Source organism: Streptomyces sp. HUAS ZL42, assembly GCF_040782645.1.
Lineage (GTDB): Bacteria > Actinomycetota > Actinomycetes > Streptomycetales > Streptomycetaceae > Streptomyces.
Genome location: NZ_CP160403.1, coordinates 9,569,042 through 9,596,013, shown reverse-complemented (window position 1 = coordinate 9,596,013; position 26,972 = coordinate 9,569,042). Strand labels below are relative to the sequence as shown.

The window sequence follows — 26,972 nt, the reverse complement described above, 5'->3', positions numbered from 1 at the left end:
CGAGCCATGCCACACCCGGGCTCCACGGCCGAGAACGGCAGGCTGGTGCACACTCCCGTGGCACGGCCGGGCTGGTTGTGGTGGCTGGGTGCCGGGCTCATCGTGGTGGCCGCGGTCGTGGTTGCGCTCTCCCGGCGGCGCGAGCTGGTGGAGGCGTACCAGCTGATCGCCCGCGTGCACCTGCCAGGCCTGGCGGTCGCCGTGGTGCTCGAGGCGATGTCCTTCGTGTGTTTCGCCGCCGTGGAGCGCTGGCTGCTGCGGGCGGGGGATGTGCAATGGAGCATGTGGCGGATGACGGCCGTCGCCGTGGCCGCCAACGCCATGGCCGGAGCGTTGCCGGGCGGAGCGGCCTTCTCGGCGGCCTGGGTGTTCCGGCAGCTGTCCCGCCGGGGCGTGGGACAGGTGCACGCGGCGGCCGTGCTGGTGATCGCGGGTGCGCTGTCGACGCTCAGCCTGGTTCTCCTTCTCGCGGTCGGTGCGCTGGCGGCCGGCCCGGCCGGCCCTGGCGCCCTCGTCCGCCCGGTGGTCGGCGCGCTGGTGCTGACCCTCACGTTCGGCCTGGTCGTTCTCGGCCTGTCCCGCTTCGCGAGCTTCCGTCGGGTGGTGCGTCGTGCGTGGCTGCACACCGGCGAACGGTCCCGGCGGGTCCGGCAAGCGGAGGTGGCCCTGGCCGACCTGGCCGACCACGCCCGCAGGGTGCAGCCCGGATTCCTGCCGTGGATGCGGCCGTTCGCACTTGCTCTGCTCAACTGGATGTTCGATGCCGCATGTCTGGCCGCCGCGATGTGGGCGCTGGGTATCGGCGTGCCTTGGCACGGGCTGCTGCTCGCATACGCGCTCACACAGGTCGCGGGCGCTCTGCGCCTGACCCCCGGGAACCTGGGCATCGTCGAAGCGGGCCTGTCGGCCTTGCTCGTCGCCTACGGCCTGCAGCCCGGGCAGGCCATCGCCGCCACCTTTCTCTACCGGATCATCAGCTACTGGGCGCTGCAACCGATCGGCTGGGCTTGCTGGATCGGCGTGACCCTCGGCGGCACCCGGTCCCCTCGAAGCCGCAGAACGCGGGACGGGCGGTGACCCTCGCACCGACCCGACACCCCTCCGAGACCGGGCCCAGGTCCTGCTCCGTCGCTGCCACCACCGTCTGCCGGTCGTCCACGCTGCTGACGTCCAGGTACGCGTAGCGGGCCAGGTCACCGAGTTCCGCCACCAGCTTCGACCCTTCAGCGACGGGGAGCTCCGCCGCCGGCGATCGCCACCCGCTCGCTGAGACGCCCCACCATGGCCTCAGCCCCTCCGTGGCCTGGCGGACCTGCGCGCCGCGCGGCTGGTCAGCGCCCCGAGTGTCCGCCCTGGTCAGCGGGCTGCCCGCGCTTGCGTTTGCCCTGGCCGTGGTCGCTGTCGGCTGATGGTGGTTCGGACGACGCCGTCACTCCTGCGGGTGCCCTCCCCGGCCGCCCGGGCGGTCGCGCCCGCGGTCGAGGCGGTGGCGGCCAGGACAAGCATCCGGCGCACGGAGCCCGCATGGGACGGGATGGTGGATTTATCGTGGTCAGGGGCTGTGGTCGTCGCCGTCCACAGGCCCAGGCGGAGCCGAGAATTCCGCGCTTTGCTGCACCTTCCGTCCGCGGGAGGCGAAATGAGAGTCGAATTGGTCCCACGGGCTGCGAACGCCCTGTTCGCGGTCCCGGACGAAGTTCATGAGGAGATCATCACGCTCATCGAAGCGGTGGCCGGGGACTCGACGACGGAGGCCCCGGACCTGGCCGCAACGTTCGGAGAGTGGTGCTGGCTTGTGCACACCCGCCATGGTGACGTAGTGGAAGTGCTGGACGTCGGCTGCGCTCGGTGACTCGGTGACTCGGCGACGTGGGCGCGTACCGGGGTCCGGCGTCCTACTGGGTCGGCCGGCTGCATGAGGCAGCCGGTGACACGGCCCTGGGGACGACGATCCGGCTGACGGACGCAGGCGCGGGGCGGGCTGGACAGCGAGGCGTGAGTGCGGGATCGCGCGGGCCGACCCCAGCACCTGATTCGGCAGTGGGGAGCCGCCCGTGTTCTATTACCTGCTCAAGAACATCCTTCTGGGGCCGCCGCTGCGGCTGCTGTTCCGCCCGCGGGTCGAGGGGCTCGAGCATGTTCCGGCGGAGGGCGCGGCGATCGTCGCCGGGAATCACCTGTCCTTCGCGGACCCCCTTCTCATGCCCGCCGTCCTGAAACGGCGCATCACGTTCCTGGCCAAGGCGGAGTACTTCACGGGGCAGGGCCTCAAAGGCCGGCTGACCGCGCTGGTTCTGCGCGCTGCCGGGCAGATTCCGGTGGACAGGTCGGGCAGGGCGGCGGGGCAGGCGGCGATCCGGGAGGGGCTGGGGGTACTGGCGAAGGGCGGGCTGCTGGCAATCTATCCGGAGGGCACGCGTTCCCCCGACGGCCGGCTGTACAAGGGCAAGGTCGGGGTGGCGGCGATGGCGCTGGCCGCACAGGTTCCGGTGATCCCGTGCGCGATGGTGGGGACGTTCCAGATCCGGGCTCCGGGACGCGTCCTGCCGGGACTCCTGCCGGTCACGATCCGTTTCGGGGAAGCGCTGGACTTCTCTCGTTTTGCAGGGATGGCGCAGCAAAAGACGGTGCTGCGGGCCGTGACCGACGACATCACGTACGCGATCTTGCGGCTGTCGGGCCAGGAGTACGTGGACCGGTACGCGGCCGAGGTGAAGGCTGCACAGGCGAAGGGGCGGCAGGGCTGAGGCCCGCCGCCTCTTGGGTGCGATCAGGTCGGGAAGGCCATCCGGTACGAGCGAGCAGTCATGCGACCACCACCCGCAACTGGTGTTCGCCCATCAGCACACCGGTGGCGGGCACATCCGGTGCCCTCGCGATGCGCCGCAGGTGTTCGACCTCCGGCGGGGAGTCGAACAAGCCGGTTTGCCCGCGTGGGGTGCTCCCTCTCACCGCCTGCTCATCCGGCCGACCGCACGACAGAGGCTCAGCCGGACAGTCGGGCACAGGCATGAACTTCACGAAGCCGGGGTCGGCCACGGAGGTGAAGTCAGCCACCCACCGCTGGTTCGGCCGGGACGCTTCGGCTGCCCCGATCCCCTCCGCAACGTCTGCTTCGTCTCGGGCCACGGCATGCTCAGACTCACCCTCGCTCCGGCCAGCGGCGAGATCATCACCTCTGCGGCACCGGGTCCCTCTTGCCGGCTGCGCTCCGAGATCATCATCAGTGAGGGCGCCAGCCCCGACGATCGCGGCGGCGAGCGCGTGCGTGCCGTAGTCGACGTCCTCACTCGGATCAGCGGCGCCGGCCGCGCACTGCAGGAAGTCGTCCTCGGCCTCCTCGACGACCACGTGCGCGGCTGCGTCACCCACGCCGCCCGCATGACCCCGACCAGGCCGAGGAGAAGTTCGCAGAACTCGCCGACGCCTTGCGCCGCGCACTGCGCCTGTAGCCACCGCCGCGGCGGGTCCCTCACCGTCGTCACTCAAGACGCCTTGCGTACCCCTCTGGGGTATATTGGCGGTGATCAGCCGTTTCACCTCGAGCACGGACCGGCCCTTGGTGCCCGAGGCACATGTCCACCAGGACGCCCACCTGAGCGCTCGGCACCGCCCAGCACGCACGAGCAGTGTGTCGAGCTGCTCAGGCAGGACGGTCACGTTCGAACCACTTCGCCTGCACGAACGGTGTCTCGGGCCGCCACAGGAGCGCTTCGGCCTCGGCGGCCTCGAACACCGCCAGTGGAGCTGTCCCCTGCAGCGGCCTGCACGGGCATCGGCCGGCGGTTCCCTCGCCCAGGTGAGGGCCTCGGCCTGCATGTTCGGCGTGTCAGCCTCGCGGCTCGCAGGCCGAGGGACGCCTGGGGCTCCGAAATGAGCCGCGCTGCGGAGAAGTCCGGCTACTCCTTCGAGGGCACCCAGCGCAGCCCGCTCCTGCACGAGGACGGATGGCACGACCAGCACCTGCACGCCCTCGTGGAGGGTGACATCTGAGCGGTCAGAGGTCGTTGCCGGCGTAGGAGAGATTGAAGCTCTTGTTGGTCAGCGGGAAGTCGGGGACGATCGTGTCCGCCAACGCGACCGGCAGGGCGGGCCAGTTGAAGAACGACGGATCGACCGGCTTGACCCGGGCCAGGGTGCCGTCAGGTGCGAGTTCGACGCGGGTGGCGATGGTGCCGCGCCAGCCCTCGACCAGGCCCACCCCGGCGCCTGGGCCCACGCCGGGCGACGGCTGGGGAGCAAGCATCCCTTGAGGGGCCGCCAGTCCATCGGCGAACTGCTCGATCAGGGCGAGGGAGGTCTCGACTTCCTCGGCGCGGACGAGGAAACGGGCCAGGACGTCGCCGGTGTCGTGTACGGGTACAGCGAGTTGTGCCCCGTACTCGGTGAAGGGGTGCGCCACGCGGGCGTCGTCGGCGATGCCGCTGGCGCGGGCGACATAGCCGAGGCAGCCCATTTCACGAGCGGCTGCGGTGTGCAGGATCGCGGTGCCGGTGAACCGGTCGCGGACGGTGGAGTGGCCGAGGGCCAGGCCGGTGATCTCCCGGATGTCCTCACCGATCGCCTTCACCCGAACGGGATCGGGCAGCCCGCGCAGGACCGCGCCGCCCGGGACGACGCCTCCGCGCAGCAACCGGTGCCCGGTGACCTCCTTGTTGAGGCGCAGGAGTTGCTCGCGGACGCGCTGGGCGTGGGCGTTGAGAATGCCGTGGCCGACGTCGTTGCAGAGCATGCCGAGGTCGGCGACGTGGTTGTGGACGCGCTCCAGTTCGAGGAGGAGGGCGCGGGCGCGTTGGGCCGGTTTGGGGACTTCGGTGTCTGTGGCCTCCTCGACGGCCAGGCAGTACGCGAGGGCGTGGCCGACGGCGGTGTCGCCGCTGATGCGTTCGGCGAGCGGGAGTCCGGCGGCCACCGAGCGTCCCTGAAAGAGTTTCTCGATGCCCTTGTGGACGAACCAGAGGCGGGCCTTGAGCTTGAGGATGGTCTCGCCGACGACGGAGAAGCGGAAGTGGCCGGGTTCGATCAGTCCGGCGTGCACCGGGCCGACGGGGATTTCGTACACGCCGTCGCCCTCCACTTCAAGGAAGGGGTAGGGGCCTTCCTGCTCGCCGAAGAGCGGCGGGGGTCCGGCGTCGGGGCGCATCGGGTACCAGCCGCGCGGCCAGTGGAAGTGCCGTACGAGGCGGCGCGGGAGCGGGTGGGCGAGGGGAACGATGCCGAACAGGTCGCGCATCTCACGCTCGAACCGGCCTGCGGGGAAGGAGAGATGGGCCAGTGTGGGTACCTCGGGCCGGTCGCGGTCGAGGCGGACGTGCAGTTCGGTGCGGGTGTCGGGCGGGCCGGAGACGAAGAGGTACACCAGGCGCGGCCCGTCCTCGTCGAAGTGGGCGGCGACCAGCGCGAGGCGGTGGCCGCTGTCCATCAACTGCTCTGCCCGCTGGGGGATTTCGGTGACACCGATCTCGTGCGTGGTGCGCATCGCTTCAGCCTCCGATCGCCTGGGCGGCGGCGTGCAGCAGGTCGGTGAGCGGGCCCAATGTCACGCCCAGGGCTGCGCAGGCGGCGAGGCCCAGCGCCAGGGGCCACACGGCGGACGGGGTGTCCGCAGCCGGTGTTCCCGTTCCCAGCAGCATCCGGGCGGTGCGGGTGGCGAGCGCGGCGAAGGCGACGAGCACGAGCAGCAGGGCCGCTGCCGTGACCCAGCCCAGTCCGGTGCCGGCGGCGAAACCGGCCCGGGCGATGCCCAGTTCGGATGCGAAGAGGCTGAACGGCGGGAAGGCCATGAGCGCCACCACCGCAAGGCCGAACGTCCCGGCCAGGGCGGGTGCCCGGGCGAGCAGCCCGCGCAGTCGGCCGATCTTGGTGGTGCCGGTGAGTTGCAGGATGTGGCCGGAGGCGCAGAACGCGACGGACTTGGCGAGCCCGTGCCCGGCGATGTGCAGCAGTGCGGCGGACAGGGCGAGCGGGCTGCCGATCGCCGCTGCCAGGGCGATCAGGCTCATGTGCTCCATGCTGGAGTAGGCCAGCATCCGCTTGTAGTCGCGTTGTGCCAGCAGGAGGCCGGCCGCGAGGGCGAGGGTGAGCAGGGCGATCCCGGCGAGCAGGACGCGGGTGAAGTCGATGCCGAGGGCGGCGTCCGCGATGACGCGGTAGCGCAGGATCGCGGCGAAGGCGACCGACAGCAGGACCCCGGACATCAGCGCGGACACCGGCGCGGGAGCCTGGCTGTGGGCGTCGGGCAGCCAGGCGTGCAGCGGAACCAGACCGGCCTTGGCGCCGAAGCCGAGCACGACGAGGGTGATGCCGAGCCGGACGACCGCCGGGTCGAGCCGGTCGGCGCGGGATACGAGGGTGGGCCAGTCCAGCGCCCACGCTTCGGCGATACCCGCCTGGCGGGCTGCGTAGTAGATGAGCACGGTGCCGAGGAAGGCCAGCGCGATCCCGGCCGAGCAGATCACCACGTACTTCCAGGCGGCCTCGACGGACGTGCGGGTGTGGCGGTGGCCGACGAGGAACGCGGTCACGATGGTCGTGGCCTCGACCGCGACCCAGAGCACACCGAGGTTGGCGGTGACCACCGCCAGGCACATCGCGGCCAGGAACGCCTGCACGAGGACGTGGTAGCGCCACACGGTCCGGTCACTGGCCCGGCCTGCGGCGAACTCGCCCGCCAGGTAGCCCGGCGCCGAGCCGCACGCGACCAGCGCGACGGCGCCGACCACCAGCAGCATCCAGGCGGTCAGCGCGTCCGCGCGCAGCAGCCCGGAGTACGCCCCCCGTGGTCCGTCGTGGATGACGGTGGCCGCGAGCAGGCTTCCGCACGTGAGGATCACCAGAGGTGAGACAAGAGCCGCCCAGGCGGCCGGCTGTCGTCGCGCGGCAGGCTCGGGTACGGGCGCTTCCGCCACCAGGACCGGGGGCTCGGCCCCGGGCGGGGCAGCACCCGTTCGCCGGGCTGACGTCACCGGGGCGGCAGCCGGTTGTCGCGGGCGCAGTCCGGCCACCGCGTACGCCCCCGCGAGCACGAGGGGCACGGCCGCGGGCGCGGTGAGCAGCAGGGCGGAAGCGGTGGGGGCTCCGGATAGACGCAGCATCAGTCGTGCAGCTCCCGCAGGTCGTCGATGTCCGTGGTGCCGAACGCCTCCCGCATCCGGGTGGCGAGGATCTGCAGCACCAGCACTGCCAGCAACACGTCGAAGGAGACGCCGAGTTCGACGATGAGCGGCACGCCGGAGGTGGCGAGGAAGGCGGTGGCGGTGATGCCGTTGTCCAGCAGCAGGAAGCCGACCACCTGAGCGAGCGCGCGGCGCCGGGTGACCAGAACGAAGAAGCCGATCAGTACGACGGCGAGGCCGACGGGCAGGGCGCGGGTGGCGGAGGTCGGGTTCAGTTCGGTCAGGGGACGGGCGACGGCGTAGGCCAGCAGGGTCAGCAGCGCCGCGGTGAGCAGCGAGGCAGCGACGTTGACCAGGGGTTGTGTCTCCCGGACCTCCTCGCTGTGCACGCGGTCGGCGGCAAGAGCTGCCAGGGCGCGGCGCATCAGATACGGCAGTACGCCGGCCCTGAGCACGCCGACGCCGATCCCCACACCGATGAGATCCCAGCGTTCCTCGTGCGCGCCGAGAAGGACGGCGATCACGGCGAGCGCGATGCCCTGCAAGGCGAAGACCCGGACGATCGCCGCGAGTTCGCGCCGCCACAGCACCACCACGGCAGCCAGCAGGAAGGCGCCGCAGGCCAGGTCGAGGAGCTCGGTGTAGAGGCTGCCGCTCATGACGCTCCGCTCAGGAAGTACGAGGCGGTCACCGCGAGGAGCGCCAGCAGGAAGGAGCCGGCGAGCAGCTCGGGCACCCGGAACAGTCGGACCTTGGCCCAGAAGACCTCGGCCGCCGCCAGTACCGCACCCAGCAGCGTGAGCTTCGCCGCGAACAGCACCAGGGCCAGGACGAGCCCGGTCCAGGAGACGCTGGTGGCGATCCCCCAGGGGACGAACAGTGACGACAGCAGCCCGAGCAGAAGGGTGAGCCGCATCTGGGCGCCGAGTTCGACCAGCGCCAGGTCGGGGCCCGCGTACTCGAGCACCATCGCCTCGTGGATCATCGTCAGTTCGAGGTGGGTGGAGGGGTTGTCCACCGGGATCCGCCCGGTCTCCGCGAGCACCGCGACGGCGAGCGCGGCGGTGGCCAGGAGGCCCGCCGGGGAGGCGAGACGGGCCGGCTCGTCGACGGCGCCGTGGACGATGGAGGGGATGTTGGTCGTGCCCGCCGGTATCGACAGGGCGAACACCGACAGCAGGATCGTGGGTTCCACCAGCGCGGCCACCGTCATCTCCCGGGATGCACCCATCCCGCCGAACGCGGTGCCGGTGTCCAGGCCGGCCAGGGCCAGCGACAGTGTGCCGAGCGCGATCAGTGCCACGACCACGATGAGATCCGCATGTCCGCTCACCGGGGTGTCGGTGGACAGCAGCGGCACGAGGGCGGCCGCGACCGTGGTGGTGGCGACCAGCAGGGCGGGGGCGGCGCGGAAGGCGGGTCCGGTGCCCACCGGTGTGATCGGTTCCTTGCGCAGCAGTTTGCGCGTGTCCCGCCAGAGCTGGAGCACCCCGGCACCGGCCCGTCCCTCCAGGCGGGCGCGGATCTGGCGCATCCACCCCGTCAGCAGCGGCGCTCCGGCGCCCACCATGACGATCTGGCCGGCCACGGCCACGTATCCGACAGCACTCATCTGTTTGCTCTCACCAGCCCACCGCCAGGATCAACAGCAGGGCGACCAGGCCGACGAAGCCGTAGCCGAGATAGAGGTGGACGCTGCCGCCCGCCAGCCGCCGGGCTGCCTGCCCGGCCCCGGCGAGCGAGCGCAGCACCGGTTCGTACAGCCGGTGTTCGAGCCGGTCGGGAACCCGGCGCTGGAAGCGCACGCGCTCCACCAGATACGCCGACTCGCGCACCGGCGTGACGTTCAGATCCTGTTCTGGGGCAAGGACATCGTCGAACACCCGCTGCAACGGTTCCGCGAAAGAGGTCGCCGTGTAGGCCATGCGCGGCGTCGGCGCACCTCCGCCGCAGTCCCACAGCCGGGCGTCGGCACGGCGCCGCCTGCGCCCGTACAGCCTGGGCAGACCAACGGCCAGCAGGAACACGGCGGCCAGCGCGGCCACCACCCACAGCGGCGACAGCGTTGCCGACACAGCCGCGAGCCGCACCTTCAGCCCACCCCCTGACACCTCGCCACGGCCTGGCAGCCCCGTCGCGCCCACGGCCCGGTCCAGGCCCTCGCCCAGCAGCCCGGGCACCAGGGCCAGAGCCGCGCACAGCAACCCGAGCAACCCCATTCCGGTCAGCATGAGGAAGGGCGCTTCCTTGGCCGTGGCGGCCTGCTCGCTGCGGGGACGGGCGAAGAAGCCGACCCCGAGCGCCTTGACGAACGCCGCCGCGGCAATGCCGGCGGACAGCGCGATCAGTGCCACCGACAGCGGCAGGACGACCGCCACCGCGACGCCCGGCACCTGAAGTCCGTGGATCAGCGACTGCAACAGCAGCCACTCGCTGATGAAACCGTTACCCGGCGGCAGGGCCACGGCACCGAGCGCTGCGAGCGCGAACAGCCCAGCCGTGACCGGCATCCGGGAGCGCAGCCCGCCCAGCCGGTCCAGATCCCGCAGGCCGGTGGCCCGAACGACGGACCCGGCCGCGCAGAACAGCAGGGCCTTGAATGCCGAGTGGTTGACCACGTGCAACAGCGCCGCGGACAGGGCCAGCGCGGCGAGCGGACGGTCGCCGTAGGCGGCGAACAGCCCGGACGCCCCCACCCCGATCAGGACCAGGCCCATGTTCTCGCTCGTCGAGTAGGCCAGCAGCCGTTTGAGGTCGGAGGCCATCGCGGCCTGGAGGATGCCGTAGACGGCGCTGGCCGCGCCGACCGCCAGCAAGGCGAGCCACCACCAGGCCGGTCCACCGCCCAGCAGGTCGAGGCCGGTGCGGACGAGGCCGTAGACGCCGAGGTTGACCATGGCGGCGCTCATCAACGCCGAAACGGGGCTGGGCGCTTCGGGATGCGCGCGCGGCAGCCAGGCGTGCAGCGGCAGTGCGCCCGCCTTCGACGTGAACGCCAGCCCGGCCAGGACGAACACCAGCCCGCGCACCGTCGGCGACACAGCGTCCGCGCCCGCCCGCAGGGCGGCGAACGTCTCCCCGCCCGCCTGCGCCGCGAACAGGGCGAACCCGGCCAGCAACAGCACCAGGCCGAGGTGCGTCATCACCGCATACCAGACACCCGCCTGCCGCACTGAAGGACGTTCCCGATGCTCGGCGAGCACCAGCAGCAGCGAGCCGAGCGCCATCAGTTCCCACAGCACCAGGAACGTGGACACCGACGCCGCCACGGGCACCAGCACCAGGGTGAGGGCGAACAGAGGCAGCACCGACTGAGCGGTGCGCGAGCCCAGCCCGTGCGCGCCGTGCCCGGCCGCGTAACCGATGCCGTACACCGCGACCGCGCCCACGACGGCCCCCGCCACCGCCATGAACAGCCCCGCCAGCGCGTCCACCGCCGCGTGCGCCCCGGCCAGCGGCAACACGCCGGGGAGCGTGGCCGCCCAGCGGCTGCCGCCCAGTGCAGCCACACCCGCCACGCCACCGCTCACCCCAACGCCCGCCGTCAACGCTCCCACGACCGGCACGCGCAGCCGGTACGGCAGCCCGAGCCCGGCCGGCGCGCCCGCTCCGGCCAGTGCGGTGGCCGTCGCGAGGGCGGCCGGGATCACGCTCACCGTCCGGTCACTCGCCTGAGCGCCGCCACGATCTCTCCCGGCTCCGGCGGGCAACCGGGCACGGCCAGGTCCACCGGTACGACATCGGAGACGGCGCCCTCAACGCCGTAGCCGCCCGCGAACTCCCCGCAGTTGATCGCACAGTCGCCCACCGCCACGACCAGCCGCGGCTCGCCCATCGCGGCGACCGTGCGCCGCAGGGGCTCCGCCATGTTCCGCGTCACCGGCCCGGTCACCAGCGCCACATCCGCATGCCGGGGCGAGGCCACCAGCCGCGCGCCGTACCGCTCGGCGTCGTACACCGGGTTGAAGGCAGCGGCGATCTCGATCTCGCAGCCGTTGCACGAGCCCGCGTCCACACACCGCACCTGCACCGAACCGCCGAGCTCCCGCGCCTTCTCCGGCACGTCACCCCGCGGGCGCGGCGGCGCGGGCTCGGCGACCCGCCCGGTAGTGCGGATCTTGCGCAACAGGCCCATGAGCCCCTCCCTGAACGGTGAGGACTTGTCCGGAGATGACCAACGAGTCATCCCGCGGCTGGAGTCACGACGTTTTGCCGGTCCTTTACCTCAGTGGCATCCCGCGCCTGCTTGGGAAGGCGGCCGTCCCCCGACACCACTCAGCGCTGTCCAACTCTCGGGAGACGGCCGCCGTTCGAGGGCCGTGGCTACGACGGCGGCTTCCCCTCCCCCTGGGCGGCCTGCAGGTCGGCGAGCAGTTCGGCCTGACCCGCCAGCACGCCCGAAAGGATCGTGCGGGCCACCCGCAGGAGCTCGGCCACATGCGGGCTGGTCAGCGAGTAGTACACGGTCGAGCCCTCCTTACGGGTCACGACCAGGTTGGCCCGCCGCAGCACGGCCAGCTGCTGCGAGAGGTGCGCGGGCTCGATGCCCACCTCGGGCAGCATCTCGGCGACCGCGTGCTCGCGTTCGCTCAGCAGTTCCAGGACCCGGATGCGCGCGGGGTGGCCGAGCGTTTTGAAGAACTCGGCCTTCAGCTGGTACAGCGGCGTACTCACCTGGCCGTCGCCTCCCCGGTACAGCAGCACGGCCCCACCGGCCCCGCCTCGGCGCATCGCATCCACCCACTCGTCAAGAACATGCGACCCATCCTCGCGTGTGGCACCGGCCGGGCCGAATCCACACCGGGATCAGCCGTCGAATCCAACGGTGACCTCAGTAATTGCTAAGATTAGCAATTACTGAAGTCCTGTGAGGGAGGATCGCGTGAGGATCACACCGCTGCGCGGTATCGGTGTCGCCTGGCTCAAGTGCCCCGCCTGCCGCCTCAAGTGCCGCCCCACCGCCATCGGACCGGACGGTGGCTGCCCCCGCTGCGGGAACGCCGGCCTGCTGAAGCTGTCCCTCGGCGGCCGGCCCGATCAGCCGGCCCCGGACGCCGACCGCCTCTGACCCACGCACGACAGACCAACCGGCCAGCCCAACGGTGAGCGTCGCCGTCGCATCCGTGGCGTGCCCTTCTCGTGTCTGAACAGGCCCGCGTCGAAGTGGAACGGAGCGGCGACGCGCAGGCCGCCGCGGTGTACGCCCGTCAGCCCGGCGTCGGCCGGCCGCCCACCGCCATGCCGTCACGCCGGACACTCCTTGGTCCCTGTCTCCCGCCCACCTGTGCGCCGCCCGCCTTCGTGGCCCGCCTGGTGCTGCCGTCGCGCCTGCGCCGTGGAGCCCTCACCTCCGGGACGTCTGCGCCCTCGTGCCCGTGCGGGACAGCGACCGCGCCTTCGCCGCAGGGAGGAACGGGCGAGGTCACTCGCCCTGTCCATCGCGGGTCGGCCAGCCCGTGGTGCGCCATTCGTGGCGCCCCTCCACTCGTTCCCCGTGTTCCGCGCTGTGCGCGGCGAACGCGGCAGCCAGGTCGGCGTGGACCGGGATGGGCGGGAAGTCGCCCGCAGGGACGAGGGACCCGTCGGCTGGGATCGCGGCGAGCTCCAGGCCGCGGCCCGCTTCCGCGAGACGGCGTGCGGCCTCGGTGATGGCGAGCTGCCCCTCGGCCGACCAGCTGCGCAGCTCGGTCAGGTCGACGACGACCGGGCCGGTGCCACGCGCCAGCGCCCATCCGATCGCGCCGGTGAAGCGGCGGACGGCGTCGGGGCCCAGGTATCCGGCGACGGAGAGGATGCCGAGGTTCTCCTCGACGGTGTAACGCCAGTCGATGGTCATGGTGGTGAACTTCCTTGCGCGGGTTGCAGGTCGGGGCTGGGGTCCGGATCAGAGGGGCAAAGTGATCCAGATGGTCTTGCCCTGGCCGTCGGCATCCGCACGGACGACCGCGGTGCCGCCCAGGCCGAAGACCAGCTCCATCACGGTGGCCAGGCCGCCCGCCGGGGTGCCGGTGCCGGCACAGGTGACCGATCCGTAAAGCGGTGGCTGGTAGGGGTGGCGGTCGTGGACGGCGAAGGCCAGGCAGTCCTCGCCCGCCGCGTAGATCACCGTGACCTGCGCGGACAGGACCGCGGCGTGCCGCACGCTGTTGGTGACCAGCTCGCTGACGATCAGCAGGGCCGGGTCCACCGTGGGGTGGCGCAGGCCGATCCCCCACTCGACCAGTGCCTGTTCGGCCGTCTCGCGGGCTGCCCGGACGGCGGACGGCTCGGCGGGCAGCGTGAGCACATGCCGGTACGGCAGGGCATCGAGCCGCGTGGACATCAGCCCTCCGCGCTCTGGGCGAAGCGGAAGCCGGTCACGGTCTGCGGGCGGATGCGGACGAGTGTGTCGTGCGGTCCGTGGACCCAGCCGGGCAAGGTGCGTTTGTAGTGGGCGGCCTCGTCCCGGTCGGTGATCACGTCGGCGGGCCCGGTCGCGGTCACCGTCCAGCCGGTGCCCGTCGCGGCGCCCACCTCGTCCACCTGGTACGTCGCGGACGAAGGCACCGCCGCGGCCGGCGTCGGCGTACGGACGATCAGGCTGCCGAACTCCCACACGTGCCGGGCGGGACGGACGACAGCCTGCTCCCGCTGCACGTACACCAGCCGCCCCACACTGCTGCCCTCCACGAGCCACACGGCCTCCGCACCGGAGACCTCGGTCATGCGCAGTACGGGGGGACGGGTACTCATCGGACTGCTCCCTCGCTGGTGGCCGTGGTCGGCTGGGCCGGGACGGCCGCAAGGACGCCGGCCATCTCCAAGTGATCGCGCGCACCCCTGATCGCCTCGGGTGTGGTGGCGTACTCCTGGCCCTCGTGACGCAGCAGGTCCAGCGCGCCGACGGAATCGAGGACCTGGAGCTGGCCGGGGCGTATCCCGGAGGCGAGCACCAGGATGCCGCGCCTCTGAAGCCTTTCCACCGCGTCCTTGAGGACCAGGGCCCCGGTGGCGTCCATCGTGGAGACCCGCGACATGCGCAGGATGACGACTCGAACGTCGGCCACCTCGGTCAGCTCCAGGAGGAAGCGGTGGGCGGCGGCGAAGAACAGCGGGCCGTCGATGCGGTACGCGACGATGTGCTCGGCGAGCAGGGCGTGTTCCTCGGCTGTGTGATCGCCCCGGTCGAGCGGCACCTGGTCGAAGCGGGCCTGTTTGGCGACGGCGCGCAGGGCGAGGACACCGGCGACGACGAGACCGAGGATCACCGCGTAGACGAGGTCCAGGGCGAGCGTGGCGACGGCGGTCAGGACGAGGATGAGCGCGTCGGAGCGGGTGGCCTTCGCCATGGCCTTCAGGGAGCCGACCTCGACCATGCGGATCGCGGTGGCCAGCAGGACACCGGCGAGGGCGGAGAGCGGGATCTTCGAGACGAGGGGTGCGGCGGCGAAGACGATCACTGCGAGAACCGCGGCGTGGGTGAGGGCGGCGAGGCGGGAGCCGGCGCCGGCGCGGACGTTGACCGCGGTGCGGGCGATCGCCCCGGTTGCCGGGACACCGCCGAACAGCGGGGCGGCGATGTTGGCCAGCCCCTGCCCGAACAGCTCACGGTCAGGGGCGTGCTTCTGCCCCACGGTCATGCCGTCGGCCACCGACGCCGACAGCAGGGATTCCAGTGCGGCCAGTGCGGCGACCGCCACGGCCGGGGCGAGCAGGGTCCCCAGCGCGCCGAGGTCGAGAAAGGACAACGACGGCACGGGCAGCCCGGACGGCAGGTCGCCGATCGGCTTCGCCGCGTCCAGGTGCGCGAGCTGTGCCACGACCGTCGCGGCGATCACGGCCAGGATGGAGAACGGGACGGTCGGCCGCCATCGGGCACCGAGCAACATGAGTGCGGCCACCGCGATCGCGAAGCCGACGGCCGTCCAGTTCGGGGCCTCGGCGAACTCCGCCGCGGCCCGCCACGTCACCACCAGGACGCGGTCGCCTTCGGGCTTGGGCACGCCGAGCGCGTTCGGGATCTGCTGCAGGCCGATCACGCACGCGATGCCGAGGGTGAAGCCCTCGACGACCGGGGCGGGCACGTACTGCATGTACTTGCCGGCCCGCAGCGCCGCCAGGGCGACAAGCATGACGCCGGCCATGAGACCGACGGTGAGCACACCGGTCGGCCCGTACTGGCCCACGATCGGCACGAGGACCACGGTCATCGCACCGGTCGGACCGGACACCTGCAGATTCGATCCGCCGAAGACCGCGGCGAGCGCGCCCGCGACCACGGCCGTCGCCAGACCCGCCTCCGCACCGAGCCCGGAGGAGACGCCGAAACCCAGCGCGAGCGGCAGCGCGACGATCGCCACGGTCAGACCCGCGAGCAGGTCCCGGCGAGGGTCGCGCCGCATCTCCACCAGATCGTCCCGGCCGGGCAGCAGCGCGGCGATCCGGGCCCACACTCGGCTGAATGCCGTGGTCATCGCGCGACGCCCTCGGCTTCCCGCAACTCGGCCAGAAGCTCGCTGCGCCCGGCCAGCATCTCGGTCAGGATCCACCGGGCCGCCTTCATCAGGTCGGTGACGTCCCCGCCGGCCAGCTCGTAGACGACCGTCGAACCCTCCCGCACCGACGTCACGATCCCCGAGCGGCGCAGCACCGCCAGCTGCTGCGAGAGACCGGCGGGCTCCACCTCGATGGCCGAGAGCAGGTCCCGAACCGGCATCGGCCCGTCCTGCAACAGCTCCAGCACCCGTATCCGTACGGGATGCCCCAGCATCCGGAAGAACTCGGCCTTGGCCTGGTACAGCGGAACGGACACGAGCCCTCGGTTTCCCCTTCGAGCCCCACCAGGGGCAGACGCGAAAGACTGTGCCCGCGGCTACCTGCGAGCACAGCAAATCCAGCATCTAACCAATTGCTAAATTTTGCAATTCAGCATCCCGCTACGACGGTGGTCGCCCGCCATGAACGGGCCGCCCCTCTCGGGATCAGGCCTTCTTTACGACGCTCGACTTGAGCTGCATCGCCCCGAAGCCCTCGACCTTGCAGTCGATGTCGTGGCCGTCGACGCCGTCGACCAACCGGATGTTGCGCACCTTGGTCCCGGCCTTGATCCCCGAGGGGCTGCCCTTGACCTTGAGCGCCTTCACGACGACCACGGTGTCGCCGTCCTGCAGCACATTGCCGACGGCGTCCTTGATGACGCGTCCCCCGGTGGCTTCGCCGCCCTCGGCACCCGTCTCGGCGGGAACCCATTCGTGGCCGCACTCCGGGCACACCACCAGGGAGTTCATCTCGTATGTGTACCCACAAGAGCACTTCGGACAGGGAGGAGGATTCTCGATCATGCCGTCAGCGTATCCGGCTTCGGCGAACAGGTGCTCGACCTCGAAGCGGGTGCCGCGGTCGGCTCATCGAGATCGCCGCACCCGACCATGCGTGGAGTTGGAATGCAGGGTGGCAGCACCGGGGGCCACGTGGTGCGCTCGCGCCCGCCCTTGCGGCGCGCATTGTCCCCTTGCGGGATCGTCAATCCGTCCGGGTGCGGAGGCTCCGCGCCAGGGTGGGGATCATCACTGTCGCAGGGACGAGGTGCAGCCCGAGGAGGGCGGTGGTGGTCGGGGTGTCTGCCCCCGAGAGGACGGGCGGGACCAACGAGATCGCGGTGAGCGAACCTGCAGTCCACACGAATCGCTGGGCGGGGCGAGCACTCCAACGAAGAAAAGCGCCGGCGATGACGGTGCCCACCACCGAGAAGAAGCCGGTCACCACGGCGAACCCGGACAACGGGATCGTCTCGCCCCCATCGGGGATCTCGAAGTCGACGCCACCGGCCCGGGCAAGCGCAGCGGCGAGGGTGGTGGCCGCCATCGCTGCGAGCGTGGCGATGAAGCCGGTGCCGGCGAGCCTGCGGAGTCGGTTGGTGCGGCTGCTCCGGCCCGAGGCCGGCCCTGCGGCGACCCCGGTGTCATTCATGCTGTTCACGTCGTTCCTCCATCATTCGGTGACTGGCGTACGGGTGTGTTGACCGGCATGTGACGGTCCCTGGACTCGGGAGTGACGATGTGCACCCTCGCCCTGCGACGGCCGGGATTCCGCAGGGCGCGGACGCCCGTGCCGCGGAGCCAGAACCCGGCGCCGCGTCCGAGGACCGGCCCGGGCTCGCCGTCGCGCAGCTCCAGCTGCACCCGCCCGCGGGTGACGACGCCGAACGCGTCGCACCATTCCGCCGCGACCACCGCGACACGCGCGCCACCACGCAGCGCGAGCGTCCCCACCGGGACTACTCCGTGCCGTCCGCCGGCAGGCGCTCCGGCAGCCCGAGCCGCGGGAACTGGTCGTCGTGGAAGGTGACGATCTCGGTGATCGCCCCGCCGGTGATGCGCAGGACGTCGATCGTCAGCGGCAGGTACGCGTCCTCCTGCTTCCGCCAGAGGTAGAAGGCGACGGCGGGCTGCCGGTTCACGGAGGTGGGGACGGCGCGCAGGCCCTTCATGCCCTCGAAGCCGTCCTCCACCCAGTCGTTGACCACCGCGTCCCGGCCGACGTACAGGCCCGGCGTGGGTGGCATCGAGCAACGGACATCGTCCCGCAGCAGTGCGGCGAGCGCCGGGATGTCCGTGGCCACGCTGGCGTCGGTGAAGCGGCGCACCAGCTCGCGCGTCCCGGCGTCCGGTTCGCCGCCGGTCCAGTCCTGGCGCTCGGCGGGCAGGTGCTCCCGCATGCCGGCGCGGGCCCGCTGCAGCGCGCTGTTCACGGAGTTGACGGAGTCCCCGAGGAGCTCCGCGACGTCCTTCGCCGGCCAGCCGAGCACGTCCCGCAGGATCAGCACGGCCCGCGGGCGCGGTGCGAGGTGCTGGACTGCGACCAGGTACGCCAGCTCGATCGTCTCCCGCGCGACGGCGACGGTCTCCGGCTCGTCCGCGTCGCCGGCGGGCAGCTCGTCGAGCAGCCGGTCCGGATAGGGCTGCAGCCACAGCACCTCGCCGCCGGTCGCAGGCTCCGGGCGGCACTTGGCGAGCAGGTCCAGGCAGGCGTTGGTGGCGATCCGGTACAGCCAGGCCCGAAATGTCGACCGCCCCTCGAACGTCTCCCGTCGCCGCCAGGCACGGAGGAACGTTTCCTGCACGGTGTCCTCGGCGTCCTCGAACGACCCGAGCATCCGGTAGCAGTGCACGTGCAGCTCCCGCCGGTGCCGCTCCGCCAGCCCCGAGAACGCCGGCTCGTCGACCTCGCCCAGATCGCTCACGCCCAGCTCCTCCAGCCGCGTGTCCGCACTCATCACGTCATCCTTCCGCCTCGTCGTGTCCCGTCGTAGGTGTGACGGGTGCGGGCGCGAAAACTCATCACCAGGGCCGGTCGGCATGTCCGAGCGTTTCTCATCCTTGGTGGGTCGGGTTTTCGACGTGGCGGAGAACGAGGATCGCCTGCACCACTGCGGTCGTCGGGGACGGCTTGCGGCGCAATCAGCGTTGGTCGACGCGGCGACGACGCCGTGGGTTCGCGCAGCAGTCGCATCCAGTCCGGAGACGGGATGGAGACATCGGCCAGGCGGGTTGGGGCTGTTCGGCCCTCGCCGGAACGCACATGAGGCGCGTAGGTGTGGGACATGTGCCGCCACGGTGCTCGTCGTCGAGGACGAGACGGAGATCCGCGAACTGCAGCGCCACTACCTGGAGCGGGCGGGCTACCCGGTGGTCACGACCGCGTCGGGTGCGGAGGCGGCACAGCCACCGCCCGTGCGCCGGCCGCCGGGGACCGCGGTGCCCGGGCCCGGACCGACGGGCCCGGTGAGCTCGGCGGCCTCGCCCGTGCCTTCGACGCCACGGCCGACGACGTCACCCGGGCCGAGCAGGCCCGCCACCCGCTCGCCGCGGACGTGGCCCACGAACGGCGTACGCCCCTGGCCTCGTTTCAGGCGGGGCTGAAGGAACTGCGGGACGGCTACGCCCACCCGTCGGCCGGGTGCCTGGGATGCCTGCACGACCAGGCACTGCGGCTGGGCCGCATCATGGACTACCTCGGGGAACTGGCGGAGGCCGAGTCGGCCCGGCTGTTCCTGCACCTGGCCGAGGTGGACGTGACCGCCGTGGCCGAGCGCGAGGCCGGGCTGCGCACGGCCGGGCCGACCGTACGCGTTGTCCCACACCCGGCCCCCCTGCCGGTCCGCGCGGACGCGGACCGGCTGCACCAGGCCCTCGGCGATCTGCTGCGCAACACCGCCCGCCACTGCCGCGCCGGCGACACGGTCACCGTCACCACGTCCGGCACCCCGGTAGAAGCACTCGTCGAGGCGGCCGACACCGGTCCCGGCATCCCCTCCGACGAGCTGCCGCGTGTCTTCGAGCGTCTGTGGCGCGGAGCTCGCGCTCGCGCCGCAGGTGGCAGCGGTATCGACCTCGCCGTCGTCAAGAAGCTGATCACCGCCCACGGCGGAGCGGTCTGCGTCGACTCCGGGCCAGACGGTGGGACGCGGATGACCCTCCGGATGCCCAGGACCGCCGTACCGCAGGGATCACGGCCGGCGACAAGTGGCGAGTTGCCTGGCGGGCAAATACCCCGTGGGGTATTTGACGCGGCTCTCCGGGCCGCCGTACCCTCGCCAGAAAGATACCCCCGGGGGTAATTGAGGAGGCAATCAAGTGGCACGTGAAACAACACAGGAGGCGTTCGCCGCAGCCTGGGCCGACGGCGGGCTGGTGGTCGACGTACGGGAGGCGGACGAGTACGCGGCCGGGCACGTACCGGGCGCGCGGCTGATGCCGCTGCGCTCCGTACCGGTCCGGTGCGACGAACTGCCCGTAGACCGGCCGGTGTATGTGATCTGCGCCAGCGGCAACCGCAGCAGGACCGCCGCCGACTGGATGAACTCCCACGGCATCGACGCCTGCTCCGTGGCCGGTGGCACCGGCGCCTGGGCCCGCGCCGGGCGCCCCATCGCAACCGGACACCACGAGCACGCAGCCTGAGCACCTCCCCCTTCAGCCCGCGCTGCGACCACCGACCACCGACAGCCGACAGCCGACAGCCGACAGCCGACAGCCGAAGACCACCCACAATCCGCACATCCGCCAGTTGGGAAGGAGTACCCCCTTGGCCACCACCCCCTCACCCTCCGACGCACCGATCTCCGGCCGCCACCGCGTCGCCGTCATCGGCGGCGGCAGCGCCGGCATTAGCGTCGCCGCCCGCCTGCGCCGCGCCGGCGTCACCGACATCACCCTGATCGAACCCTCCGACACCCACTGGTACCAGCCCCTATGGACCCTCGTCGGAGGCGGCCAGGCACCCCTGCACACCACCCGCCGCCCCGAAGGATCCGTCATCCCCGACGGGGTACGGTGGATTCGCCGACGCGCCCTGGCCGTCGACCCCGACGCTCACACGGTGACCCTGTCCGGAGGCGACGAACTCACCTACGAGTACCTGGTCATGGCGCCCGGTCTCCAACTCGACTGGGACGGCGTACCCGGTCTCGCCGAGGCCGTCGGCCACGACGGGGTGAGCAGCAACTACGCGCCCGAGTACGCCCCGCGCACCTGGGATCTGATCAAGCAGACGCGCTCCGGCACGGCCGTCTTCACCCATCCGGCCACTCCGCTGAAGTGCGGCGGAGCCCCGCAGAAGATCGCCTACCTTGCCGCCGATCACTGGCGCAGGCGCAAGGTCCTGGACGACATCCGCATCATCCTGGTGATCCCCGACCCGGCGATGTTCAAGGTGCCCGCCTGGTCGCAGGTGCTGGAGAAGGTGGCCACCCGATACGGCATCGAGGTGCGGCTGCGCTCGGAGATGACCGCCGTCGACGGCGACGCCCGCGAAGTCACCGTCACCGACCACGCCAACGGCACCAAGGAGACCATCGGTTACGACCTCCTGCACGCCGTCCCGCCACAGAGCGCGCCCGACTGGATCAAGACGGGCCGGCTTGCCGATCCGGCAAGCCCGCAGGGGTTCGTCGCCGCCGACAAGCACACCCTTCAACACCCGCACCACGACAACGTCTTCGCCCTCGGGGATGTGGCGAACCTGCCCACCTCCAAGACCGGTGCCGCAGTGCGCAAGCAGGCTCCCGTCGTAGCCGGAAACCTGCTCGACGTCATGAACGGCCGTTCCCCGTCGCACCGGTACGACGGCTACACGTCCTGCCCACTGGTGACCGCCCGGGACCGGATGCTGCTCGCCGAGTTCGACTACGACCTCAACCCCACACCCACGTTCCCGCTGCTCGATCCCTTCAAGGAGCGGCGCACGATGTGGCTGTTCAAGCGGTACGGGCTGCCGCCGCTGTACTGGCACGGCATGCTCACCGGCCGCCTCTGACCGGCCGGCCCGGGGCGTCCCCCGACCCGGGCCGGTCATCCCGCCCTCCCATTCATGGGCGGACCAGACGCTCTCATATACCCCCCGGGGTATCAAGATTCCCGCTCTTCCGACACGGAGGTCATTCCAAGATGTTCTTCGCCCAGTACTACCTCGACTGCCTCTCCCAGGCGTCGTACATGATCGCCGACGAGACCACCGGCAAAGCCGTCGTCGTCGACCCCCGCCGTGACGTGTCCGAATACCTCACCGACGCCGCCGAGCACGGTTTCACCATCGAAGCCGTCCTCAACACCCACTTCCACGCCGACTTCCTCGCCGGCCACCTGGAGCTCGCCGACCGCACCGGCGCCTGGATCGGCTACGGACAGCGCGCCGAGGCCGAATACCCCATCCGCAAGCTGGCCGACGGCGAACGCATCAGCCTCGGCGACGTCACGCTGCAGATCCTCGAAACCCCCGGCCACACCCCGGAGTCGATCAGCATCCTCATCCACGAGCACGCCGACGACACCGTCCCCTACGGCGTCCTCACCGGCGACGCGCTGTTCATCGGCGACGTCGGCCGACCCGACCTGCTCGCCTCCATCGGCGTGACCGCCGACGAGCTCGGCCGCATGCTCTACGACACCGTCCAGAACAAGCTGATGGCCCTGCCCGACGCCGTCCGGGTCTTCCCCGCCCACGGCGCCGGATCCGCCTGCGGCAAGAACCTCTCCACCCAGCGCCAGTCCACCATCGGCGAACAGCGCGCCACCAACTACGCCTGCCGGCCCATGAGCGAAGAGAAGTTCGTGTCGCTGGTCACGGCGGGGCAGCCGTCCGCGCCCGCCTACTTCGTCTACGACGCCATCCTCAACCGCAAGGAGCACGACCTGTTCGACGCGGCCGCCGCACCCCGGCCGCTGTCGGTCGAGGAGTTCATGGAGCGGCGCGCGGCGGGGGCGGTCGTGGTCGACGCCCGCTCGCCGCAGGACTTCGCCCCCGGCTATCTGCGCGGCTCGGTCAACGTGCCCGCCGACGGCCGCTTCGCCGAGCAGGCGGGCATGGTCGTCGGCCCCGAGCAGGACGTCATCGTCATCGCGCCGCAAGACCGCGAGGAGGAGGTCGTCACCCGGCTCGCCCGGATCGGCTTCGACAAGGTCGGCGGCTACCTGCGCGAACCCGAGGGCGCGTTTCCCGCCCTGGCCGACCAGATGCAGCAGGCCAGCCGCCTGACCGCCGACGAACTGCGCCGGCTGCTGGACAGCGACGAACTCCCGCTCGTCCTGGACGTGCGCAACACCGCCGAGCGCGAAGAGGGCTTCATCGAGGGCTCCCTGCACATCCCGCTGGCCGAACTCGCCCGCCGCGCAGCCGAGATCCCCACCGACCGGCCTCTCGTCGTCCACTGCGCCGGCGGCCACCGCTCCTCCATCGCCGCCAGCCTGCTCCGCCACCAGGGCCGCACCGACGTCTCCGACCTGCTCGGCGGCTACGGCGCCTGGCTCGCCCTGCCCGCATCCGCCGACGTCTGATCCGCCGCACGCCAGGCGGCGGCCGGAACCATCGGCCGCCGCCCACCCTCCACCGCTCCAGCGACAGCAAGGACCCCCCATGACCACCCACGCCGACAAGCCACGACTCGATCCCGCCACCCTGCGCGACCTGACCCGGGACGGTGAAGGCCCGCGCCTGCTGGACGTGCGCACGCCCGGCGAGTTCCGCACCGCCCACATCCCCGGCTCCTACAACGTCCCCCTCGACACCCTGCGCGAGCACCGCGCCGAGCTGCTGCACCATCTCGACGAGGACGTCGTCCTCATCTGCCGCTCCGGCGCCCGCGCCGCCCAGGCCGAACAGGCCCTCGCCGAGGCGGGACTGCCCAACCTGCGCGTTCTCGACGGCGGCGTCATGGCGTGGGAGACCTCCGGCGGCACCCTCAACCGCGGGCCCGAGCGCTGGGACCTGGAGCGCCAGGTACGGCTCGTCGCCGGAACCCTCGTCCTGATCACCGGCATCGCGGGCCTGTTCCTGCCCGGACTGCACCTCATCGGCACAGCCGTCGGGGCCGGTCTGGCCGTCGCCGCTCTCACCAACACCTGCGCGATGGGCCTGCTGCTGTCGAAGCTGCCCTACAACCGCGGCCCGCGCACCGACCTTGACACCGTCGTCGCCGCCCTGCGCGGTGCGTCATGATCGCCCTGGTCGTCGCCGCGTCCCTGCTCATCGGGGTGAGCCTCGGCGTCCTGGGCGGCGGCGGATCCATCCTGACCGTGCCCATCCTGGTCTACCTGGCCGGAATGGAGACGAAGGAGGCCATCGCCACCTCGCTGTTCGTCGTCGGCGTCACCAGCGCCGCAGGGGTCGTCTCGCACGCCCGCGCCGGGCGCGTCCGGTGGCGTACGGGGCTGCTGTTCGGCCTCGCCGGCATGACCGGCGCCTACGCGGGCGGTCGGCTGGCCGAGTTCGTCCCCGGCAGCGTCCTGCTGATCGCGTTCGCCCTCATGATGATCGCCACCGCCGTGGCCATGATCCGCGGCCGCAGGCAGCAGCCGAAGAAGGTCCACCATGAACTCCCCGTACTCCACGTCCTGTTGGACGGCATCGTCGTAGGACTGGTGACCGGACTGGTCGGCGCGGGCGGAGGCTTCCTCGTCGTCCCCGCCCTCGCGCTGCTCGGCGGGCTGCCGATGACCGTGGCCGTCGGCACCTCACTGCTGGTCATCGCCATGAAATCCTTTGCGGGCCTGGCCGGGTACCTCGCCAGCGTGCACATCGACTGGGGGTTCGCCGCCCTCGTCACGGCGACCGCCGTCGTCGGCAGTCTGCTCGGCGGACTGCTGGCCGGGCGGATCCCGCAGGACGCTCTGCGCAAGTCCTTCGGCTGGTTCGTCGCCGTCATGGGCATCTTCGTCCTCGGCCAGCAGATCGGCTCCGACCTGCGCCACACCCTGCTGACCAGCCCCTGGACATGGGCCTCCGTGGCCGCCGCGGCGGGAATCGTCTTCAGCTGGTCCATGCTGCGCGCCTTCGCACGCGTACCGGACCGGGCAGACGGACGCGACGGCCCTGGTCGGCGAGGGAGGCGAACGGGCGGTCTCGCACCCAGCACGGCGGCAGACTCCTCGGCGAGTTCGGTGAAGGCGACGAACTCGGAGGCGCACACCGGGTGAAGTCCGCCGGTGGCTGAAGAGCGCCAGCCACCGGACGGCACAGCACCGCCGAGGCACGCCGCGATCGGACAGCAGCGGCCATCTCAGGTGTAGATGATCTGACCACCGGCGGCGTGTTCATAGAACTCCCCCACCGTGATGACGCCCTGGACCTGCTCGACGAGGTCGTCCTTGCCGAGCTCGAAGAGGTCCACGGACGCCTTGCAGGCGTAGATGCCCGCGCCGGTGTCGGCGATCATCTCGATGAACTCGGGGATCGGCGGGATGTCGAGCTTGTCCATCTTGCGTTCCATGTACCGGGTGACCAGATCAGGCATGCCCGGTACACCGCCCAGCAGGGTCGGCAGGTGCAGGCCCGGGTTGCCGACGGTGGCCAGCTTGATGTGCTCCCAGCGCTTCTTCGTAATCGCGTCCAGTCCGAAGAACGTGAAGAACAGGTCGGCCTCGATCCCCTCGGCTCGGGCGCCGTTGGCCATGATCAGGGCCGGGTAGATCCCTTCCAGGGATCCCTTGGAGACGATGATCGATACCTTCTCGATCGTGGCGGTGTCGGCCATGACGGGCACGCTCCTTCAGATCAGATGCAGCCGCGGGGCTTGGGGATCCCGGCGATCTTCGCGGCGGTCTTCGCCGGTCCCTTCGGGAAGAGCTGGTACAGCTCCTTGACGCTCACACCGGAGGTCTTGCCGAGCACTCGTACGGTGGGGCCCGTTCCCTTTGCCGCGTACTGGGCGCGCATGAAGTGGATGACCGTCCAGTGCCGGTCGGTCAGTGGCTCGATGCCCTGTTCGTGGGCGATCTGTTCGGCCATCGGCTCGGTCCACCGGTCGGGGTCGGTGAAGAAGCCCTCGTCGTCGACGGGGACGGCGGTGTCTGCGTAGGTGGCGGTGGGCATGACGGAGTCCTCTCCCTCAGGCGGGCACGTGAGTCTTTCCGTGCTCGGGCATCGCCGAGCCGATGCCGGGCAGTTCCCGGCCGGGCAGCAGGCTGTGCCAGTACAGCCATTCGAAGGCGAGCTTGCCGAGGTGGGCGGCGTGCGACTCCTTCAGCAGCGGCAGGCCGACTGGGCCCGGGAAATGGCCGGGCAGCGGCTCGGTGTCGTAGTTGAAGTCGATCAGCAGCGCCTTGTGGAAGCCCGTCTCGACGAAGCAGTTGGCATGCCCGTCGAAGGAGGCGTCCAGCGGCTGTCCGGCGAGGAAGCGGCCGATGTTGTGCACCAGCACCTCACCCTCGAAGTGCGCCACCGAACCGGCCTTGGAGGCGGGCAGACCCGCCGCGTCGCCGATCGCGAACACCTCGGGGCGGTCGGGGTGTTGGAGGGTGTGCGGGTCGACGGGGATGAAGCCCAGTTCGTCGCCGAGGCCCTCGGAGCGGCCGACGTACGCGGCGCCGCCGTGCAGCGGTACGACGACGGCCAGGTCGAAGGGCACCTCGCGCTCGTCGTACGACACCAGTCGCCCACCCGGTCCGTCGACCTCGCCGAGCGTGAACTCGGTGACCAGCTCGATACCCTTCTCCGCCAGCAACCCGCCCAACGCCTTCGCCGCGACCGGCTTGGTGAAGGCGCCGTCCAACGGGGTCACATAAGTCAACTGGACCCTGTCGCGGATGCCGCATCGCTGGAAGTACCAGTCGGCGAGGAAGGCGAACTCCAGCGGTGCGACGGGGCACTTGACCGGCAGATCCGCCACATCCACCACGACACGTCCGCCCTCGAAGCGCTCCAGCGCGTGGTGCAGACCCACGGCACCGGGCAGGTCGTAGAAGGTGAAGACGTTCTCGCCCCAGCCGGGACCGGTCAGCCCTTCGGTCTCCTCCGGCAGCAGCACGGCTCCGGTGGCCACCACGAGGACGTCGTACGACACCCAGCCGCCGACCGCGAAGTGCACCACCCGTGCGTCCAGGTCCACCCGGTCGATCTGTGCCCGCTTGTAGTCGATACCGGCGTTCAGCTGCCGCGGGCGGGAGCGGACGAGGTGGTGCGACTGGGCCGTGCCGAAGGGGACGAACAGCAGGCCGGGCTGGTAGAGATGGTCATCGTCCTGGTCGACGACCGTGATCCGGTACTCGCTCTCGCCGTGCGTGCGACGCAGGCGGTTGGCTGCCATGGTGCCGGCAGTCCCGCCGCCGAGAATCACGATGTGTTTGCCCATGTCCCCACTGTCGTGCGGAACATGGGGACGGGGCATGGGCCGCAGGTCCCCATCACGGTACCCACCGGGGTATGTCCTGGACCCGCCCCACACGCCCCATGCACTGCTCACTCGCCGCCAACGCCCTGAAAAAATACCCACCAGGGTATATCTCTGCGACTGCTCACACCAGGGCCGAATGGTCCCCGCCGCACCCCGTAGGCCTCTCGATCAGCCGCGCCGTCTGCGGTCCACTGAAAAAGCAGCAGACTGCA

At 71.2% G+C, this 26,972-nt stretch carries 30 protein-coding genes and 1 pseudogene; 11 read left to right on the top strand and 20 right to left on the bottom strand.

What is annotated here, in order from left to right; translation table 11 throughout:
* The first annotated feature begins 6 nt into the window (after window positions 1-6).
* The 3 genes from ABZO29_RS43940 (at window position 7) to ABZO29_RS43930 (ending at window position 2,747) form a co-directional block, all read left to right on the top strand.
* Complete coding sequence (locus ABZO29_RS43940; protein WP_367325797.1) at window positions 7-1,077, top strand: YbhN family protein; 1,071 nt, start codon at window positions 7-9, stop codon at window positions 1,075-1,077.
* 562 nt (window positions 1,078-1,639) lie between these two features.
* On the top strand, window positions 1,640-1,852 hold the full coding sequence (locus tag ABZO29_RS43935; RefSeq protein ID WP_367325796.1) for a hypothetical protein: 213 nt from the start codon (window positions 1,640-1,642) through the stop codon (window positions 1,850-1,852).
* Window positions 1,853-2,054: 202 nt separating this feature from the next.
* Window positions 2,055-2,747 carry a lysophospholipid acyltransferase family protein gene (locus ABZO29_RS43930; RefSeq protein ID WP_367325795.1) on the top strand — a complete coding sequence of 231 codons (693 nt, stop codon included), beginning with the start codon at window positions 2,055-2,057 and terminating at the stop codon, window positions 2,745-2,747.
* Between the two features lie 58 nt (window positions 2,748-2,805).
* Here the strand turns inward: ABZO29_RS43930 and ABZO29_RS43925 are convergent, their stop codons facing one another.
* Window positions 2,806-3,372, bottom strand: coding sequence for a hypothetical protein (locus tag ABZO29_RS43925; protein WP_367325794.1), 567 nt, complete (start codon window positions 3,370-3,372; stop codon window positions 2,806-2,808).
* Between the two features lie 507 nt (window positions 3,373-3,879).
* Here ABZO29_RS43925 and ABZO29_RS43920 point away from each other — a divergent pair.
* A pseudogene (locus tag ABZO29_RS43920) lies at window positions 3,880-3,993 on the top strand (GNAT family N-acetyltransferase); the annotation flags it as partial.
* Window positions 3,994-3,997: 4 nt separating this feature from the next.
* Here the strand turns inward: ABZO29_RS43920 and ABZO29_RS43915 are convergent.
* The 7 genes from ABZO29_RS43915 to ABZO29_RS43885 form a co-directional block, all read right to left on the bottom strand.
* Window positions 3,998-5,479, bottom strand: coding sequence for an NADH-quinone oxidoreductase subunit C (locus tag ABZO29_RS43915; RefSeq protein ID WP_367325793.1), 1,482 nt, complete (start codon window positions 5,477-5,479; stop codon window positions 3,998-4,000).
* Between the two features lie 4 nt (window positions 5,480-5,483).
* Window positions 5,484-7,094 carry a proton-conducting transporter membrane subunit gene (locus ABZO29_RS43910; RefSeq protein WP_367325792.1) on the bottom strand — a complete coding sequence of 537 codons (1,611 nt, stop codon included), beginning with the start codon at window positions 7,092-7,094 and terminating at the stop codon, window positions 5,484-5,486.
* The gene (locus ABZO29_RS43905; RefSeq protein ID WP_367325791.1) at window positions 7,094-7,774 is read right to left on the bottom strand and encodes a hypothetical protein; all 681 of its coding nucleotides are present in this window, start codon (window positions 7,772-7,774) and stop codon (window positions 7,094-7,096) included. Before ABZO29_RS43905 ends, ABZO29_RS43910 begins: the two co-directional genes overlap by 1 nt.
* Window positions 7,771-8,727 (bottom strand): respiratory chain complex I subunit 1 family protein, encoded by a 957-nt coding sequence (locus tag ABZO29_RS43900; protein ID WP_367325790.1) that lies wholly within the window; start codon window positions 8,725-8,727, stop codon window positions 7,771-7,773. Before ABZO29_RS43900 ends, ABZO29_RS43905 begins: the two co-directional genes overlap by 4 nt.
* Window positions 8,728-8,737: 10 nt before the next feature.
* Window positions 8,738-10,771 (bottom strand): proton-conducting transporter membrane subunit, encoded by a 2,034-nt coding sequence (locus ABZO29_RS43895; protein WP_367325789.1) that lies wholly within the window; start codon window positions 10,769-10,771, stop codon window positions 8,738-8,740.
* On the bottom strand, window positions 10,768-11,250 hold the full coding sequence (locus tag ABZO29_RS43890; RefSeq protein ID WP_367325788.1) for an NADH-quinone oxidoreductase subunit B family protein: 483 nt from the start codon (window positions 11,248-11,250) through the stop codon (window positions 10,768-10,770). The genes ABZO29_RS43895 and ABZO29_RS43890 overlap by 4 nt, the downstream gene beginning before the upstream one ends.
* A gap of 188 nt (window positions 11,251-11,438) precedes the next feature.
* Window positions 11,439-11,789: an ArsR/SmtB family transcription factor gene (locus tag ABZO29_RS43885; RefSeq protein ID WP_367326406.1), complete on the bottom strand. Its 351-nt coding sequence runs from the start codon at window positions 11,787-11,789 to the stop codon at window positions 11,439-11,441.
* A gap of 208 nt (window positions 11,790-11,997) precedes the next feature.
* On the opposite strand from ABZO29_RS43885, the gene ABZO29_RS43880 reads away from it, so the two are divergent.
* Window positions 11,998-12,183, top strand: coding sequence for a hypothetical protein (locus tag ABZO29_RS43880; protein WP_367325787.1), 186 nt, complete (start codon window positions 11,998-12,000; stop codon window positions 12,181-12,183).
* Between the two features lie 354 nt (window positions 12,184-12,537).
* On the opposite strand, the gene ABZO29_RS43875 is transcribed toward ABZO29_RS43880, so the two are convergent.
* The 9 genes from ABZO29_RS43875 to ABZO29_RS43835 all read right to left on the bottom strand — a co-directional run bounded on the left by ABZO29_RS43875 (window position 12,538) and on the right by ABZO29_RS43835 (window position 18,369).
* Window positions 12,538-12,951, bottom strand: coding sequence for an STAS domain-containing protein (locus ABZO29_RS43875; protein WP_367325786.1), 414 nt, complete (start codon window positions 12,949-12,951; stop codon window positions 12,538-12,540).
* Window positions 12,952-12,999: 48 nt separating this feature from the next.
* Entirely contained in the window at window positions 13,000-13,437 is a 438-nt protein-coding gene (locus tag ABZO29_RS43870) for an ATP-binding protein (RefSeq protein WP_367325785.1), read from the bottom strand.
* Window positions 13,437-13,847 (bottom strand): pyridoxamine 5'-phosphate oxidase family protein, encoded by a 411-nt coding sequence (locus ABZO29_RS43865; protein WP_367325784.1) that lies wholly within the window; start codon window positions 13,845-13,847, stop codon window positions 13,437-13,439. The genes ABZO29_RS43870 and ABZO29_RS43865 overlap by 1 nt, the downstream gene beginning before the upstream one ends.
* On the bottom strand, window positions 13,844-15,568 hold the full coding sequence (locus ABZO29_RS43860) for a SulP family inorganic anion transporter (protein WP_367325783.1): 1,725 nt from the start codon (window positions 15,566-15,568) through the stop codon (window positions 13,844-13,846). The genes ABZO29_RS43865 and ABZO29_RS43860 overlap by 4 nt, the downstream gene beginning before the upstream one ends.
* Entirely contained in the window at window positions 15,565-15,906 is a 342-nt protein-coding gene (locus tag ABZO29_RS43855; protein ID WP_367325782.1) for an ArsR/SmtB family transcription factor, read from the bottom strand. The genes ABZO29_RS43860 and ABZO29_RS43855 overlap by 4 nt, the downstream gene beginning before the upstream one ends.
* A gap of 169 nt (window positions 15,907-16,075) precedes the next feature.
* Window positions 16,076-16,435 carry a zinc ribbon domain-containing protein YjdM gene (locus ABZO29_RS43850; protein WP_367325781.1) on the bottom strand — a complete coding sequence of 120 codons (360 nt, stop codon included), beginning with the start codon at window positions 16,433-16,435 and terminating at the stop codon, window positions 16,076-16,078.
* 181 nt (window positions 16,436-16,616) lie between these two features.
* Entirely contained in the window at window positions 16,617-17,063 is a 447-nt protein-coding gene (locus ABZO29_RS43845) for a DUF6069 family protein (protein ID WP_367326405.1), read from the bottom strand.
* A 5-nt stretch (window positions 17,064-17,068) separates the two neighbouring features.
* Window positions 17,069-17,365, bottom strand: coding sequence for a hypothetical protein (locus ABZO29_RS43840; RefSeq protein WP_367325780.1), 297 nt, complete (start codon window positions 17,363-17,365; stop codon window positions 17,069-17,071).
* 5 nt (window positions 17,366-17,370) lie between these two features.
* On the bottom strand, window positions 17,371-18,369 hold the full coding sequence (locus ABZO29_RS43835; RefSeq protein ID WP_367325779.1) for an RNA polymerase subunit sigma-70: 999 nt from the start codon (window positions 18,367-18,369) through the stop codon (window positions 17,371-17,373).
* A 327-nt stretch (window positions 18,370-18,696) separates the two neighbouring features.
* Here ABZO29_RS43835 and ABZO29_RS43830 point away from each other — a divergent pair, with 327 nt between their 5' ends.
* The 6 genes from ABZO29_RS43830 to ABZO29_RS43805 all read left to right on the top strand — a co-directional run bounded on the left by ABZO29_RS43830 (window position 18,697) and on the right by ABZO29_RS43805 (window position 24,565).
* The gene (locus ABZO29_RS43830; RefSeq protein ID WP_367325778.1) at window positions 18,697-19,713 is read left to right on the top strand and encodes a sensor histidine kinase; all 1,017 of its coding nucleotides are present in this window, start codon (window positions 18,697-18,699) and stop codon (window positions 19,711-19,713) included.
* Window positions 19,714-19,729: 16 nt separating this feature from the next.
* Window positions 19,730-20,056, top strand: coding sequence for a rhodanese-like domain-containing protein (locus ABZO29_RS43825; protein ID WP_367325777.1), 327 nt, complete (start codon window positions 19,730-19,732; stop codon window positions 20,054-20,056).
* A 124-nt stretch (window positions 20,057-20,180) separates the two neighbouring features.
* Window positions 20,181-21,410 (top strand): FAD-dependent oxidoreductase, encoded by a 1,230-nt coding sequence (locus tag ABZO29_RS43820; RefSeq protein ID WP_367325776.1) that lies wholly within the window; start codon window positions 20,181-20,183, stop codon window positions 21,408-21,410.
* 131 nt (window positions 21,411-21,541) lie between these two features.
* Window positions 21,542-22,927, top strand: coding sequence for a rhodanese-like domain-containing protein (locus tag ABZO29_RS43815; protein ID WP_367325775.1), 1,386 nt, complete (start codon window positions 21,542-21,544; stop codon window positions 22,925-22,927).
* Window positions 22,928-23,006: 79 nt separating this feature from the next.
* Window positions 23,007-23,588 carry a rhodanese-like domain-containing protein gene (locus ABZO29_RS43810; protein WP_367325774.1) on the top strand — a complete coding sequence of 194 codons (582 nt, stop codon included), beginning with the start codon at window positions 23,007-23,009 and terminating at the stop codon, window positions 23,586-23,588.
* Window positions 23,585-24,565 (top strand): sulfite exporter TauE/SafE family protein, encoded by a 981-nt coding sequence (locus tag ABZO29_RS43805; protein WP_367325773.1) that lies wholly within the window; start codon window positions 23,585-23,587, stop codon window positions 24,563-24,565. Before ABZO29_RS43810 ends, ABZO29_RS43805 begins: the two co-directional genes overlap by 4 nt.
* 83 nt (window positions 24,566-24,648) lie before the next feature.
* Here the strand turns inward: ABZO29_RS43805 and ABZO29_RS43800 are convergent, their stop codons facing one another.
* The 3 genes from ABZO29_RS43800 to ABZO29_RS43790 are packed head-to-tail and all read right to left on the bottom strand — an operon-like array spanning window position 24,649 to window position 26,718.
* On the bottom strand, window positions 24,649-25,122 hold the full coding sequence (locus tag ABZO29_RS43800; RefSeq protein ID WP_367325772.1) for a DsrE/DsrF/DrsH-like family protein: 474 nt from the start codon (window positions 25,120-25,122) through the stop codon (window positions 24,649-24,651).
* Between the two features lie 20 nt (window positions 25,123-25,142).
* Entirely contained in the window at window positions 25,143-25,460 is a 318-nt protein-coding gene (locus ABZO29_RS43795; RefSeq protein WP_367325771.1) for a TusE/DsrC/DsvC family sulfur relay protein, read from the bottom strand.
* Between the two features lie 16 nt (window positions 25,461-25,476).
* A complete protein-coding gene (locus tag ABZO29_RS43790) occupies window positions 25,477-26,718 on the bottom strand; it encodes an NAD(P)/FAD-dependent oxidoreductase (RefSeq protein ID WP_367325770.1) in 1,242 nt (413 codons plus the stop codon).
* Between the last annotated feature and the right edge of the window lie 254 nt (window positions 26,719-26,972).